Raw genomic sequence first — 12,756 nt, 5'->3', positions numbered from 1 at the left:
TCCGCACGAGTCTGTGACATCGCGTATGTAGCCATCCGATGAGGACCGTAATATCAATCGCCTGATCTCAATGCAGAGAGTAGGAGAGATGCCGTGGTTCTTGGGTTGAGCCTGCCCGCCTTCACGTTGGTCCATGTCATCATCAGCCTGATCGGCATCGTCGCCGGCCTGGTCGTGATGTTCGGTCTGCTCGGGTCGAAGTCGATGCCGGGCCTCACCGCGATCTTCCTGCTGTTCACGATCCTCACCAGCGTCACCGGCTTCCTGTTTCCGTTCAAGGAGCTGCTGCCCTCGTACATCATCGCCGGCATCTCGCTGGTGCTGCTCGCGATCGCCTGCCTCGCGCTCTACGGAATGAAGCTCAAAGGGGTCTGGCGTCCCGTCTACATCGTGACCGCGATGATCTCGCTCTATTTCAACGTCTTCGTGCTGGTGATCCAGTCGTTCCTGAAGGTGCCGGCGCTCGCCGCGCTCGCGCCTGCCGTGCCGCCGAATCCGCCGGGAGGCCCCGTCTTCGCCGTGGTGCAGGGCATCGTGCTGGTGTTCTTCGTGGTGCTGACCATCGGCGCCTGGCGCCGCTACAAGCCGATGACGTTTGCCTGATCGCACGTTCACGGTCGGTGCGCGGCATCGACCTCGTGACATCGACCGACCATCTCCGGATTGCCGGCTCGCGTTTTGCGAGCCCCGGATTGATTTTCACTGAAGGAGCCATTCATGCCCACCATCACCACCAAGGACGGCGTCGAGATCTTTTTCAAGGATTGGGGTTCGGGCCAGCCGATCGTGTTCAGCCATGGCTGGCCGCTGTCGGCCGACGACTGGGACACGCAGATGATATTCTTCGCCAATCACGGCTACCGCGTCATCGCTCATGACCGCCGCGGCCACGGCCGCTCCTCGCAGGTCGCCGACGGCCACGACATGGATCACTATGCCGACGATCTCGCGGCGGTGACCGCGCATCTCGACCTCAAGAACGCCATCCATGTCGGCCACTCCACCGGCGGCGGTGAAGTCGTGCACTACATCGCGCGTCACGGTGAGAGCCGGGTGGCGAAGGCTGCGATCCTCTCCGCGGTGCCGCCGCTGATGGTGCAGACGGCGGCCAATCCCGGCGGCCTGCCGAAGAGCGTGTTCGACGATCTCCAGAAGCAGCTCGCCGCCAGCCGCACCGGCTTCTACCGCGACCTCGTTTCCGGTCCTTTCTACGGCTACAACCGTCCCGGCGCAAAGCCGTCGGAAGCGGTGATCCAGAACTGGTGGCGCCAGGGCATGATGGGCGGCGCGAAGGCGCATTACGACGGCATCGTCGCGTTCTCGCAGACCGATTTCACCGAGGACCTGAAGAAGATCAGCGTGCCCGTGCTGGTGATGCACGGCGACGACGACCAGATCGTTCCCTACGCCGATTCCGGCCCGCTGTCGGCCAAGCTGCTGAAGAACGGCACGCTCAAGACCTACAAGGGCTTCCCGCACGGCATGCCGACCACGCACGCCGAAACCATCAACGCGGACCTGCTCGCGTTCTTCAAGGCGTGAGGGACTGATCTCACCCTCCCCTGGAGGGGGAGGGTCGATCGCGCGCAGCGCGAGCGGGGTGGGGTGATCTCTCCCCTCGGGCGCTGTTCGATGCGGAGAGACCGTCACCCCACCCCGTCTCACATTCCGCTGCGCTCCATGTGAGCCGACCCACGGGCGAGCTACGCTCGTCCCGGACCCCTCCAGGGGAGGGTGCGCACTCACTTCAAGATCGCCCTGATCGCATCGAACGTGCGCTTCACGAAAACCTCCGGTTTCTCCCGCACATCTTCGCCGATCCAGTTTTCGCCGCCGACGCGCATCGCGCCGGTGGCGATCATGGCGACGAGCCGTGCCTTCAGCCTGTCCGATTTGGTTTTGGCACGCTGCGAAAGCCCTTCGGCCAGTGCGCGCTCGAGCTTCTCGTATTTGAGCTGGTCGCGCGCGTGAAGCGCGGGATTGTCGCGCTTGAGCCGCGACATTGCCGCGGCTTCCGCCGGGTCGATCCGCCTGACGGCCGCCGCGATCGCATTCTCCGCCGCCGTCAGCATGGTTTCGCCCACTGGCCGCGCCACGACCTCTGCGACCAGCGCGCTTGCTGCGCCCTCCTGCCAGGCGGCGACCACGTCCTCTTTCGACGCGAAGTAGTGGAAGAAGCTGCGGCGTGACACGTCGGCCGCGGTCGCGATGTCGTCGATGGTCGTGGCCTCGAAGCCGCGCTCCAGGAACAGTGCCATCGCCGCGCGGGTCAGCCGCTCGCGGGTCTCTTGCAATTTACGCTGGCGCAGGCCGGGACCATCAGGGGATTTTGCTCCTGCCGGCAATGGCTTGGCGCCTGTCCTGACCGATTTCCCGCCGGGCTTTGAAGCCTTCAAATTATTTCACCTCTTGCAAACTTGCACTCAGTGCACATTTAGACCGGTCGCGGGCCTCATTCCAGCCCCGAACGGAGATACGGCATGACCGACTGGAGCACGGCAGACATCCCCTCCCTCAGCGGCAAGACCGCCGTCGTGACCGGGGCGACGGGCGGCCTCGGCTACGAGACGGCGATGGCGCTGGCGGGCGCCGGTGCCATTGTCATACTCACCGGACGCAACGACGCAAAGGGCCTGCGGGCGATCGAGGGCATTTGCGAGCGGTTTCCCAACGCATTGATCGCCTACGAGCATCTCGATCTCGCCAGTCTCGCCTCCGTCGCCGATTTTACCAGGCGCTTTGCCGCCAGCAACGAGCAGCTCGATCTCCTGATCAACAATGCCGGCGTGATGGCGCTGCCGAAGCGGCAGCAGACGGAGGATGGTTTCGAGATGCAGCTCGGCACCAACTATCTCGGCCATTACGCGCTGACGGCACAGCTGTTGCCGCAGCTTCGCCGCGCGAAAGCGCCGCGCATCGTCAATCTGTCGAGCCTCGCGCACCGCTCCGGCGCGATCAATTTCGACGATCTGCAAAGCAAGCGTTCCTATCGTCCCTGGCGCGCCTATTGCCAGTCCAAGCTGGCGATGCTGATGTTTTCGCTGGAGCTGCAGCGCCACAGCCTCGCCGCCGGCTGGGGCCTGACGAGCCTTGCTGCCCATCCCGGCTACGCGCGGACCGATCTCATTCCGAACGGGCCGGGCGCCGACACCTTCCAGTCGCGTGTCAGCCGTTGGCTCCAGCCTTTCATCAGCCACTCCGCAGCCGAAGGCGCGCTGCCCACGCTGTTCGCGGCGACCTCGCCGGCTGCAGAGCCCGGCGGCTATTGCGGTCCGAACTGGTTCTACGAATTGAAGGGGCCGCCCGCGCCGGCGAAGATCATGCCGCAGGCGAAGGATTTCGCCGCGGCCGCCATGCTGTGGGATGTCTCGGCGACGTTGACCGGTGTATCCTTCGACGAGATCGCGGTCGCCGCATGAGCCGCGGGCCGGGTGGGGACGTCACGATGCAAGTCATCATCTTCGGCGCGACCGGCATGGTCGGGCAGGGCGTATTGCGCGAATGCCTGATCGACACCGGCATCGACCGCGTGCTCGTGGTCGGCCGCAGCCCGACCGGCGTCCGCAATGCGAAGCTCACCGAAATCACGCACGGCGATTTCACCGACTACTCGGCGATCGAAGCGCAGCTCACGGGCTTCGATGCCTGCTTCTTCTGCCTCGGCGTCTCCTCGATCGGCATGAGCGAGGATCGCTATCGCCATCTCACCTACGATCTCACGCTCGCAACGGCGACGACGCTCGCGAAGCTCAATCCGCAGATGACGTTCGTCTACGTCACCGGCGCCGGCACCGATTCCACCGAGCAGGGATCGCGGATGTGGGCGCGGATCAAGGGCAAGACCGAAAACGATCTGCTCAAGCTGCCGTTCCGGGGGGCCTACATGTTCCGCCCCGGGGCGATCCAGCCCCTGCACGGCGCCCGCTCCAAGACCGCCTGGGTGCAGGCCGTGTATGCCGCAACCGGGCCGCTCTGGTCGGCGCTGCGCCGGATCTCGCCGCGGCTCGTCACCTCGACCGAGCAGATGGGCCGCGCCATGATTCGTGTCGCCCGGGAGGGGTATCCGCGGAAGGTGCTGGAGATGGAGGATATCAATAGCCTCTAGCCGGCTAGCCCGTTAGTTTCACGGAAATTTCCGCGTCCGCGCGCGTTGAGCCTTATCGGCCCCCGAGGAGAAATGCCGGCGATGTCTCCCCAGCTCAAACTGATCGCGCTCGACGCCGACGATCTCGCCGTGATCTCGACCCATGTGCAGGACGCCCGCGTCCAGGCCGCCGACATCATCTGGCGGCAAAGCGAGAAGCGGCTGGTGGTCGGGATGAGCCGGCTGGACTGGGAGCAGTCACTGGACGGCGAGGCCGAACCCCGCCGGCTGGTCGCCGCGCTCCGCTTCGACCGCGTGCTCGCCTGCAAGTCGCGCAACATCGACCTCGGCGCGCCGGACGAGGTTCTGGACCTCGTCGGCATCGAGTTTCACTCCCAGGACGGCCGCGACGAGGAGCCCGGCGGCAGCGCCCTGCTGCTGTTCGCCCATGGCGGCGCCATCCGCCTCGACGTCGAATGTCTGGAATGCGAGTTGACCGATCTGGGGGCGGACGCGCTCGGGGCCGGACTGGGCCTCGAGGAGGAGGGGTGAGCTGGCCGGTATACCAGTCAAGCCAGGTCGGGCCGCTGCCGGAACGGCATCTCCCGAGGGTTGACGCAGCTTCCCCGCCGCGCCATTGAGCAGGGGGTCGGGTGAGCCAATCCGCCCCAAAGACCAGCCGGAAGCCAAGCCAAAAATGCCCGTTCGTCTCGACCGCAGCAGCGCCGATTTTGACCAGCGATTCGCGGCCTTCCTCGCCGCCAAGCGCGAGGTCTCGGCCGACGTCGAGGCCGCCGTGCGCACCATCGTCGACGACGTCGCCAGGCGGGGCGATGCGGCCCTGCTCGAGGCCACGGCAAAGTTCGACCGGCTGAAGCTGGATGCATCCGGCCTGCGCGTCACCGCCGCCGAGATCGAGACGGCCGTGAAGGCCTGCGATGCCGCGACGCTGGATGCGCTCAAGCTCGCGCGCGACCGCATCGAGACCTATCACCGCCGCCAGCTCCCGAAGGACGAGCGCTTCACCGATCCGCTCGGCGTGGAGCTCGGCTGGCGCTATACCGCGATCGAATCCGCGGGCCTCTATGTGCCCGGCGGTACCGCGGCCTATCCCTCCTCGGTGCTGATGAACGCCGTGCCCGCGCAGGTCGCCGGCGTCTCGCGCCTCGTCATGGTGGTGCCGTCGCCGGACGGCAAGCTCAACCCGCTGGTGCTGGCGGCCGCTTCGCTTGGCGGCGTAAGCGAGATCTACCGGGTCGGCGGCGCGCAGGCCGTGGCGGCGCTGGCGCACGGCACCGCCACGATCGCGCCGGTGGCCAAGATCGTCGGCCCCGGCAACGCCTATGTCGCCGCCGCAAAACGGCTGGTGTTCGGCAAGGTCGGTATCGACATGATCGCCGGCCCCTCCGAGGTGCTGGTGATTGCCGACGACACCGGCAATGCCGACTGGATCGCCGCTGATCTGCTGGCGCAGGCCGAGCATGATGCCAGCGCGCAATCGATCCTGATCACGGATTCCGCGCGCCTCGCCGCGGATGTCGAGAAGGCCGTCGAAGCGCAGCTGAAGACATTGCCGCGCACCGCAATTGCCGGCGCCTCCTGGGCCGATTTCGGCGCCATCATCATGGTGAAGAATCTTGCCGACGCCATTCCGCTCGCGGATGCGATCGCGGCCGAGCATCTCGAGATCATGACTGATGATCCCGATGCGCTTGCCGCAAAGATCCGCAACGCCGGCGCGGTGTTCCTCGGGGCGCATACGCCCGAGGCGATCGGCGACTATGTCGGCGGCTCCAACCACGTGCTGCCGACGGCGCGCTCGGCGCGGTTCTCCTCAGGCCTCGGAGTTGCCGACTTCATGAAGCGCACCTCGATCCTGAAATGCGGCCCGGACCAGCTGCGTGCGCTCGGACCTGCCGCGATGACGCTCGGACAAGCGGAAGGGCTGGACGCTCATTCGCGCTCGATTGGATTGCGCCTCAATCTGTCATGACCCAGCCGCCCGAACAGGACGACTCGACCAATCGCATCGTCGCGGTCACCCTCGACGAGGACTCGATCGGCCGTTCCGGGCCCGACATCGAGCATGAGCGCGCGATCGCCATCTACGATCTGATCGAGCAGAACCTGTTCGCGCCCGATGGCGCCGACGGGAAGGGGCCGTTCACGCTGCATATCGGAATCACCGGCAGCCGGCTGATGTTCGACATTCGCCTTGAGGACGGTGCGCCCGTGGTCGCGCATCTGTTGTCGTTGACGCCGTTCCGGCGGATCGTGAAGGACTATTTCATGATCTGCGACAGCTACTATCAGGCGATCCGGACAGCTACGCCGGACAAGATCGAGGCCATCGACATGGGGCGCCGCGGCATCCATGACGAGGGATCGCGCACGCTCCAGGAGCGGCTGAAGGGCAAGGTGCGGGTCGACTTCGAGACCTCGCGCCGGCTGTTCACGCTCATCACCGTCCTGCACTGGAAGGGTTAGGCGCATGATCCCGAAAAGTGGGCACCGGTTTTCGGACCAGATCATGCGCGAGACAAACGGCTTAATGGCCCGGAAAAATGTGCAGCGGTTTTCCGACAAGGCCATGCCCTCTCTCAAAAGAGGCTAGGCGCGATGGCGGGTCCGCCACGCGCACGCGATCCGCAATCGGTGCTGTTCGCCTGCGCGATGAACAGCGTGCGCTCGCCGATGGCCGAGAGCCTGCTGCGGCACATGTTTCCGCAGGGCCTCTACGTGAAGTCGGCCGGCGCCAGGAAAGGCGAGCTCGATCCCTTCGTGGTCGCCGTGATGGACGAACTGGGGCAGGACATCTCCGCCCACAAGCCGCAGACCTTCGAGGAGCTGGAGGACTGGGAGGGGCTCAATTTCGACCTCATCATCACGCTCTCGCCCGAAGCGCACCACAAGGCGCTGGAGCTGACCCGCACGCTCGCCGCCGACGTCGAATACTGGCCGACGCAGGATCCCACCACCATCGAAGGCAGCCGCGACCAGAAGCTCGCCGCCTACCGCGAGGTCTGCGACCAGCTGTTGATGCGCATCCGCAGGCGTTTTGCGAAGGTCGGCGCGGCGAGCGGTTAGCCGTAACACCCGCGTCACAGACCGAGGGCACACGCATGTTGGACGCCTCGAATCAGTAAAGTCCGGGTTCCCGGGTTGTGAAATCAGCCCCCTTCCGATAGGTTCCGCGCGCAATTCACCCCCTGCTTCATCCCCCAATCACCTTATGCTCGGCCGCCCCAAATTCGTACTTGCCTCCGGTTCGCCGCGGCGCCTGTCGCTGCTCAACCAGGCCGGCATCGAGCCGGACGCGCTCCGGCCGGCCGACGTCGACGAGACGCCGAAGCGGGGCGAGCTGCCGCGCGCCTGCGCCAACCGTCTCGCAAGGGCCAAGGCCGACGCTGCCCTGAAATCGGTGCAGCTCGACGACGAGCTGCGCGGCGCCTTCATCCTCTCAGCCGACACGGTTGTGGCGGTCGGCCGCCGCATCCTGCCCAAGGCCAACCTCGTGGACGAGGCCGCGCAGTGCCTGCGGCTGCTGTCGGGCCGCAACCACCGCGTCTACACCGCGATCTGCCTGGTGACGCCGCGCGAGGCCTTCCGCCAGCGCCTGGTCGAGACCCGCGTCCGCTTCAAGCGCCTCTCCGAGGACGACATCCAGGCCTATATCGGCTCCGGCGAATGGCGCGGCAAAGCCGGCGGTTACGCCGTGCAGGGCATCGCCGGCTCCTTCGTGGTCAAGATGGTGGGGTCCTACAGCAACGTCGTCGGCCTGCCGCTCTACGAGACCACGACGCTGCTCGGCGGCGAGGGTTTTCCGATCCGCTTCGGCTGGCTCAACGCCACGGCCATCTAGCGCGCCGACAAAAATCTCGAAAACAACCCCATGCACAGTAGAATGGGCCCGCCGGACCCGGCCCGCGACGCCTGCGCGACCGCCCGAGGAACCGCTTTGCCGACAGGCTCTTGAACGCCTTCACCCCGAGTAAGCTGCCGACATCATGGACGACCACGTCAAAAAGCCCGCCGGCCCGCTCAAAACCTGCCCGATCTGCGGCAAGCCGCAGTCGGAAGCCACCCGCCCGTTCTGCTCCTCGCGCTGCCGCGACGTCGACCTGAACCGCTGGCTGAAAGGCTCCTACGTCATCCCCGGCCGCGATGACGAGGCGGACGGCGAAGAATAATTACTAATATCAATTGCTTACTCCGATGGTCGACGCGCCGCGCGCCTGCCGCAGCAAGTCCGCCCCATCTTGTGCACAGCCGGGCCGCGCCCGGCGAAGCCTCTTGGCGAAGCCGGGTGGACAGGCCGCTTCTAGCCCACTATAAACCGCCCGCTCGATGGGCCTTGGCCCCTCTTTGGAGCACGCCCAGGTAGCTCAGTTGGTAGAGCATGCGACTGAAAATCGCAGTGTCGGTGGTTCGATTCCGCCCCTGGGCACCATTCCGCGTCGTGGATGCTTAAGTTTCAATAAGTTAGTTGCCGTTTTTGCCCAACGGACTTCCGATAAGGAAATTGTTGGACACTTTTGTTCATTTTTTTCCCCTCCCAATTAGCCTCATGCCGGTCGCCGCGAGCCGTTTCTGATCGGCGGAACGAGTGTAAAGTTCAGCCTGTTTGATCGTTGACCAGCCAAAGATCGACATCAACGTGTGACTGGAGGCGCCGTTGTCGGCTGCGATCGTCGCCCCCGCTTTACGCAGTCCATGAGCCGAGCAATGCCTGAGCCCAGCCTTGTTGCATTGATCTCGAAACCAGTTACCGAAACCGGCGGGCGTGAAGCCGTTCCCGAACGTCGTTACTAGCCAAGTTAGATCGCCAAGCGGCGAAGCCTCCAAGACTTCTTCGAGGTCTGCAAGTATCGGGATAGTGAGGGTAACTGGCTTCTTTTTTCTGTTCTTGTGCTGAGTGTATTGAAGCCACCGCCCAGTATGAAGGTCCCGCAATGCCGGAGGCATGTGCTCAGCTGCGCGGACGTGCTGCTTGCCGAACTGCACTGCGTCCGATCTTCGCGCACCTAGGAATAAAAGAATCGCCAGAGCGAGTCGGGGCTTCGTGCCCAGCGGATGGGCCTCCTCAAACTGCCGAACTTCCCCGATATCCCAAGCATGAAAGCCTTGCGAGCCAGTCTTGATGTATGAAACCTCCCGCGCTGGATTGTGTTGGCAAAATTGATGCTCGATCCCGAATTTGAAGACTTGACGAAGCGCCTTTACGCGAGTGTTGCCCGCTTCCGGTGCACCCTTTTTTCGATCGCGCAGACGCCGCACGGCGAGTGGCGGCATACTAGCAAATTCCATCATCCCGATGGGAGTCGCATCGTCTTGGCTCATCGGCTCCATACAAATCGTGTCGAGCGTCATCTTGCGGACATGCTTCGTTCGGGAGTCGAGCAAAGAGAAATCTTCGCTTTCATCGTAGTATCGCTCGATTAGCCAACGCAGTGAGCCGTTGGCCGCACGAGTTTGCGAGAACTTCTGCCGAGGTACTGAAGTTTGCGCCCTGCCAGCAAATGCGAGTTTATATTCTGAAATAAATTCCGCTGAACCAATGGGCTGCTTGAGTGGAATTTTAGGTGCGCCCTTGCGGCGGAAGTAAATCCGAATGTTGCCGTATCGATCCACATCCTCCAACAGATATTTAAGATCGATCGTGCCACTACCGTCGAGAAGCCTGATTTTCATTTGACTCTACTCCAATCAGAATTTTCCTTTGCAATCTTCGCGCCGTGATAAGGCAGCGCCCGAAAAGCAGCCTCCACTTCTTCCCGATCCCAAACCGTCCTTCCGTCGAGCGCGCGAGGAAGCGGCATTCTTCCATCGTTCACCATTCTATCGAACAGCGTCGTTCCGATACCGATGAACTCGGCCGCCGCCTCTCTACTCAAACCGATCGGGGCAAGCGACAATCTGCCAACCCGCGACGATCGTTTTTCGATGATAAGGAAGTTTTCAGGTGAGTCTGCGCGCATCATTAGGTACTTCCAACGTCTTTCTTCCACAGGCCGGCGACTTCGGCGATCGTAACGTCCGTTATGGTCCGGGTTTGAAATAAATCGCCCCCGTGTTGACGAGACCGCGCCGTCAACCAGCCCATGATCGCTTCTTCATCGGATAGATTTGGAATCGTTTCTCCATAAAAAAGTTTTTCAGAATATTGATTTCTGACGTAATCACTTGGGTGCGCACCGGGGCCAGCAAGCGTCGGATCAATGGCGTCGCCCTCGATGGAAATTGCCGCTTTAGGACGAGGACCTCGCATTTCTACGTAGATGCGAACCTCTCCGGTTACCTTGAACGGTTCATTGTGAGCTTGTCGAAAAACCTCTGCCGTTTCCATTTTTGTTTCAGAAAATGCGGAAATCAGTGCGGCCAGCGCATCGCGGAACGAATGACCAGCACTAAGACCTTGCATCACTTTAAGATCAGATGACCAAGTTGCTCCGTCACTCTGAACGAGATCAATTTTGGCGGAGAGCCCAGCATACTTTTCGAAATTGATTGCCGTGTCCCGCACGGTTGGACCGGATACCGGCGCTCCCACAACTGCAATGATAAGATTAGCGGCGTCCACCGGGGTTACTTTGGCCGAGCTCCGCCCACGGCCCCCCATCTTCCGAAATCCATTCAAGGCCAGAATACGATCATGTTGAGCCACGGTCTGAGTTGGCACGCCCAAAACACGGGCGACCGTTTCGACCAATTGATTGGGAAAGACCATAGAATCACCGCCTTCCATCCAAGTAGCACTCAAATGGAAGCTAAGTCAATTCCATTCGAGCTCTACTAAGATGGGGAATGCATGGGACTTACAATTGGAAATACGCCACACGTGCGACATCACAATATCATTGACACGAGATCTTTTCCGTCCCAATAGCGCAATGTGAGTTCACATGTAGCAATAGAGATCGTGCCGCCAGACCTTCTCGCCGCCGCGCCGGGGTGGGCGCCGGCGTATTTCGCTGGCCCCGCAGCAGTAGCTTTGCGCGCCAATCGGCACGGGTTGACCGTCGCGCAGCTTGGGGGCCGGGTATTGGAGGGTTGGCGCGTAAGCGAGACGCCTGGTGCGCTGACCTACGACCCCCGCACTGCCACGACGCCGATTTACCGCCAGTCCAATATTGGGCGGCTCCGCCTGCTACTGGCCGGGTCGCATTGGGAAACGCCACAACTGGCGGAGCGCTGGTGCGTTCAGCCTGGCGACGTCGTACTGAACAAGCTTGCGCCTGTACGAGCGGCTTTGATTTCGCCTGCAGCACGGCGTCATCCCGTCGACGGCAATTCCCTTATCGTTCGCGGCCTCTCAGGGCCCATCGCGACTTGGCTCGCGCTCTGCCTCAACCGGACGGAATACGAACAGCTGCTCCTGATAGAATCTGGAGTACTGCGCCGCGTCGGTCTCGGGACCCTCGCAAACCTTCGGCTGCCCCCAGTCCCACCCGAAATGGATAGCCTCTACATGGCGCTTCGGGATGTTCTCGATGAAATGCTCCTTGTTGGAGAGAGCATCCAACGGATCAAAGCCGCAGCAGAAGAGGTGGCCACCGCACCGTCCGCCCAGCGTGACCTGCACGAGGGAATCTTCTTCGAATGTGAATCCATGTCGAACGCAAGCTGGTTACCCGACGCTGTCGCTCTCCGCGCGGACCAATCTGCACTTGAAGAACTGGATTGGGTGCCCATTCGGTCTCTCGCCACTGCGGATCATCGAAGCCGGCTGCTGTCCGCCCCGAAAGGGGCCCGCGCTCTCCGGCTGAGTGACGTTGCGGACGATTTGTTCGTCAAGCCGGTTGAAGAGATTGCGGATCCCGCAGACCTCGCCACCGGACGTACTCTCGGCGAGCCCCTTGTCGCTGGCGAGGTTCTCCTCTCTACGCTCGGCACGAGCTTCCGTGTAGCCTATGTCGACGACGGCGTTTCGCCCAACACGTTCCCCATGGACGGCTGGGTTCGTCTACGGTTTCGCGAGACGCCCGCAGCGTGGGCCTTGCTCCTTTCTACACACCATATTCGTTTGCAGACTGCGCGGCTCGCGATTGGGTCGGTCCGGCAGTTCGTCCCACCTCAGACTCTCCTTTCCGTTCACGTCCCCGCGCCAGAGCGCGAGACTCGCGAGCGGTGGCAGCGTGCCGTTGAACGACACCATGCCCAAGGCCGTGTGTTGGACCGCCGCTGGAGCACACTCTTGAACGCGCTCGCGCGCATGTTTGACGACACGCACGGTCTTTCTGCGAATCGCGCCTTCCAAGGTCACGAGGTGCTGCAATGACGCCCAGTCAAGCAGCGGAGCTTCTCGGTACGCTGAAGGAGAAGTCGCTTACGCTCGAAGATCTTTACGAGCGGATGCGGGCGACGGGGAGCTCCTGGACCCTGGAGCAGCTCCAGCTGTTTCTGATGTGTGCTCCGGGAGTTCGGCATGATCGCGCCGCCGGCACGTTCCATGTTGCATCGCGCGGTGTGGATGAAAAGCTGCAAGACGCCATCCTCGAGGCGGTGCGCTCCTTCGCCGGCAAACCCATCCCCGCGGCGCAAGTACGCGCTCGCCTTCCAAATCACTTCATCACCACCGACGAGCAGGTCCTCGCGCTTGCGCGGCGCACGCCCGGGCTCGAGATCTTCGGCCCAAAACTGATTCGTATCGCCCAGTAGGACCACAGGAGCAT

16 protein-coding genes and 1 tRNA gene are annotated in these 12,756 nt (G+C 62.9%); 13 read left to right on the top strand and 4 right to left on the bottom strand.

All coding sequences use genetic code 11. The features are described 5' to 3' along the window. Positions 1-93 precede the first annotated feature (93 nt). Both AB7Z56_RS40190 and AB7Z56_RS40185 read left to right on the top strand, forming a co-directional pair. Entirely contained in the window at positions 94-603 is a 510-nt protein-coding gene (locus tag AB7Z56_RS40190) for a hypothetical protein (protein WP_028151419.1), read from the top strand. Positions 604-717: 114 nt separating this feature from the next. Beyond that, positions 718-1,542: an alpha/beta fold hydrolase gene (locus AB7Z56_RS40185; RefSeq protein WP_441256808.1), complete on the top strand. Its 825-nt coding sequence runs from the start codon at positions 718-720 to the stop codon at positions 1,540-1,542. Between the two features lie 200 nt (positions 1,543-1,742). On the opposite strand, the gene AB7Z56_RS40180 is transcribed toward AB7Z56_RS40185, so the two are convergent. Next, positions 1,743-2,396, bottom strand: coding sequence for a TetR/AcrR family transcriptional regulator (locus tag AB7Z56_RS40180; protein ID WP_063985877.1), 654 nt, complete (start codon positions 2,394-2,396; stop codon positions 1,743-1,745). A gap of 84 nt (positions 2,397-2,480) precedes the next feature. Between AB7Z56_RS40180 and AB7Z56_RS40175 the strand changes: the two genes are divergently transcribed. From AB7Z56_RS40175 to AB7Z56_RS40135, 9 genes are all read left to right on the top strand, one after another. After that, positions 2,481-3,419: an SDR family oxidoreductase gene (locus AB7Z56_RS40175; RefSeq protein WP_063985876.1), complete on the top strand. Its 939-nt coding sequence runs from the start codon at positions 2,481-2,483 to the stop codon at positions 3,417-3,419. Positions 3,420-3,445: 26 nt separating this feature from the next. Next, positions 3,446-4,105: an NAD(P)H-binding protein gene (locus tag AB7Z56_RS40170; protein WP_063986740.1), complete on the top strand. Its 660-nt coding sequence runs from the start codon at positions 3,446-3,448 to the stop codon at positions 4,103-4,105. An 81-nt stretch (positions 4,106-4,186) separates the two neighbouring features. Further along, entirely contained in the window at positions 4,187-4,636 is a 450-nt protein-coding gene (locus AB7Z56_RS40165; protein WP_063986739.1) for a DUF2948 family protein, read from the top strand. 145 nt (positions 4,637-4,781) lie between these two features. Beyond that, entirely contained in the window at positions 4,782-6,077 is a 1,296-nt protein-coding gene (hisD, locus tag AB7Z56_RS40160; protein ID WP_063985875.1) for a histidinol dehydrogenase, read from the top strand. Beyond that, on the top strand, positions 6,074-6,571 hold the full coding sequence (locus AB7Z56_RS40155) for a UPF0262 family protein (RefSeq protein ID WP_063985874.1): 498 nt from the start codon (positions 6,074-6,076) through the stop codon (positions 6,569-6,571). The genes hisD and AB7Z56_RS40155 overlap by 4 nt, the downstream gene beginning before the upstream one ends. A 132-nt stretch (positions 6,572-6,703) precedes the next feature. Then, the gene (locus AB7Z56_RS40150) at positions 6,704-7,171 is read left to right on the top strand and encodes an arsenate-mycothiol transferase ArsC (protein WP_063985873.1); all 468 of its coding nucleotides are present in this window, start codon (positions 6,704-6,706) and stop codon (positions 7,169-7,171) included. 145 nt (positions 7,172-7,316) lie between these two features. Next, positions 7,317-7,946: a Maf-like protein gene (locus AB7Z56_RS40145; RefSeq protein ID WP_028151428.1), complete on the top strand. Its 630-nt coding sequence runs from the start codon at positions 7,317-7,319 to the stop codon at positions 7,944-7,946. Between the two features lie 145 nt (positions 7,947-8,091). Next, the gene (yacG, locus tag AB7Z56_RS40140; RefSeq protein WP_028151429.1) at positions 8,092-8,274 is read left to right on the top strand and encodes a DNA gyrase inhibitor YacG; all 183 of its coding nucleotides are present in this window, start codon (positions 8,092-8,094) and stop codon (positions 8,272-8,274) included. Between the two features lie 184 nt (positions 8,275-8,458). Then, positions 8,459-8,534: transfer RNA gene (locus tag AB7Z56_RS40135), tRNA-Phe, on the top strand. An 89-nt stretch (positions 8,535-8,623) separates the two neighbouring features. On the opposite strand, the gene AB7Z56_RS40130 is transcribed toward AB7Z56_RS40135, so the two are convergent. Genes AB7Z56_RS40130 through AB7Z56_RS40120 form a run of 3 tightly spaced genes read right to left on the bottom strand, consistent with a single transcriptional unit; the run spans position 8,624 to position 10,829 of the window. Then, on the bottom strand, positions 8,624-9,775 hold the full coding sequence (locus AB7Z56_RS40130) for a tyrosine-type recombinase/integrase (protein ID WP_441256807.1): 1,152 nt from the start codon (positions 9,773-9,775) through the stop codon (positions 8,624-8,626). Then, positions 9,772-10,065 carry a helix-turn-helix transcriptional regulator gene (locus AB7Z56_RS40125; RefSeq protein WP_441256806.1) on the bottom strand — a complete coding sequence of 98 codons (294 nt, stop codon included), beginning with the start codon at positions 10,063-10,065 and terminating at the stop codon, positions 9,772-9,774. Before AB7Z56_RS40125 ends, AB7Z56_RS40130 begins: the two co-directional genes overlap by 4 nt. Continuing rightward, the gene (locus AB7Z56_RS40120; RefSeq protein ID WP_441256805.1) at positions 10,065-10,829 is read right to left on the bottom strand and encodes a hypothetical protein; all 765 of its coding nucleotides are present in this window, start codon (positions 10,827-10,829) and stop codon (positions 10,065-10,067) included. The genes AB7Z56_RS40125 and AB7Z56_RS40120 overlap by 1 nt, the downstream gene beginning before the upstream one ends. 723 nt (positions 10,830-11,552) lie before the next feature. On the opposite strand from AB7Z56_RS40120, the gene AB7Z56_RS40115 reads away from it, so the two are divergent. Both AB7Z56_RS40115 and AB7Z56_RS40110 read left to right on the top strand, forming a co-directional pair. Then, a complete protein-coding gene (locus AB7Z56_RS40115) occupies positions 11,553-12,362 on the top strand; it encodes a hypothetical protein (RefSeq protein ID WP_441256804.1) in 810 nt (269 codons plus the stop codon). Then, positions 12,359-12,742, top strand: a complete 384-nt coding sequence (locus AB7Z56_RS40110; RefSeq protein ID WP_441256803.1) for a hypothetical protein — start codon at positions 12,359-12,361, stop codon at positions 12,740-12,742. The genes AB7Z56_RS40115 and AB7Z56_RS40110 overlap by 4 nt, the downstream gene beginning before the upstream one ends. The last annotated feature ends 14 nt before the right edge of the window (positions 12,743-12,756 follow it).

Source organism: Bradyrhizobium sp. 482_C4_N1_8 (assembly GCF_052075965.1).
GTDB classification, from domain to species: Bacteria; Pseudomonadota; Alphaproteobacteria; order Rhizobiales; family Xanthobacteraceae; genus Bradyrhizobium; species Bradyrhizobium barranii.
The sequence above is the reverse complement of the archived record's forward strand: the minus strand, read 5'-3'. Positions and strand labels throughout refer to the sequence as shown.

Excerpts from the sequence above, each read along its gene's own strand:
- AB7Z56_RS40185 (WP_441256808.1), top strand. The coding sequence starts at position 718 with ATGCCCACCATCACCACCAAGGACGGCGTCGAGATCTTTTTCAAGGAT.
- AB7Z56_RS40175 (WP_063985876.1), top strand. The coding sequence starts at position 2,481 with ATGACCGACTGGAGCACGGCAGACATCCCCTCCCTCAGCGGCAAGACC.
- AB7Z56_RS40170 (WP_063986740.1), top strand. The coding sequence starts at position 3,446 with ATGCAAGTCATCATCTTCGGCGCGACCGGCATGGTCGGGCAGGGCGTA.
- AB7Z56_RS40165 (WP_063986739.1), top strand. The coding sequence starts at position 4,187 with ATGTCTCCCCAGCTCAAACTGATCGCGCTCGACGCCGACGATCTCGCC.
- hisD (WP_063985875.1), top strand. The coding sequence starts at position 4,782 with ATGCCCGTTCGTCTCGACCGCAGCAGCGCCGATTTTGACCAGCGATTC.
- AB7Z56_RS40155 (WP_063985874.1), top strand. The coding sequence starts at position 6,074 with ATGACCCAGCCGCCCGAACAGGACGACTCGACCAATCGCATCGTCGCG.
- AB7Z56_RS40150 (WP_063985873.1), top strand. The coding sequence starts at position 6,704 with ATGGCGGGTCCGCCACGCGCACGCGATCCGCAATCGGTGCTGTTCGCC.
- AB7Z56_RS40145 (WP_028151428.1), top strand. The coding sequence starts at position 7,317 with ATGCTCGGCCGCCCCAAATTCGTACTTGCCTCCGGTTCGCCGCGGCGC.
- yacG (WP_028151429.1), top strand. The coding sequence starts at position 8,092 with ATGGACGACCACGTCAAAAAGCCCGCCGGCCCGCTCAAAACCTGCCCG.
- AB7Z56_RS40130 (WP_441256807.1), bottom strand. The coding sequence starts at position 9,775 with ATGAAAATCAGGCTTCTCGACGGTAGTGGCACGATCGATCTTAAATAT.
- AB7Z56_RS40125 (WP_441256806.1), bottom strand. The coding sequence starts at position 10,065 with ATGATGCGCGCAGACTCACCTGAAAACTTCCTTATCATCGAAAAACGA.
- AB7Z56_RS40120 (WP_441256805.1), bottom strand. The coding sequence starts at position 10,829 with ATGGAAGGCGGTGATTCTATGGTCTTTCCCAATCAATTGGTCGAAACG.
- AB7Z56_RS40115 (WP_441256804.1), top strand. The coding sequence starts at position 11,553 with ATGGCGCTTCGGGATGTTCTCGATGAAATGCTCCTTGTTGGAGAGAGC.
- AB7Z56_RS40110 (WP_441256803.1), top strand. The coding sequence starts at position 12,359 with ATGACGCCCAGTCAAGCAGCGGAGCTTCTCGGTACGCTGAAGGAGAAG.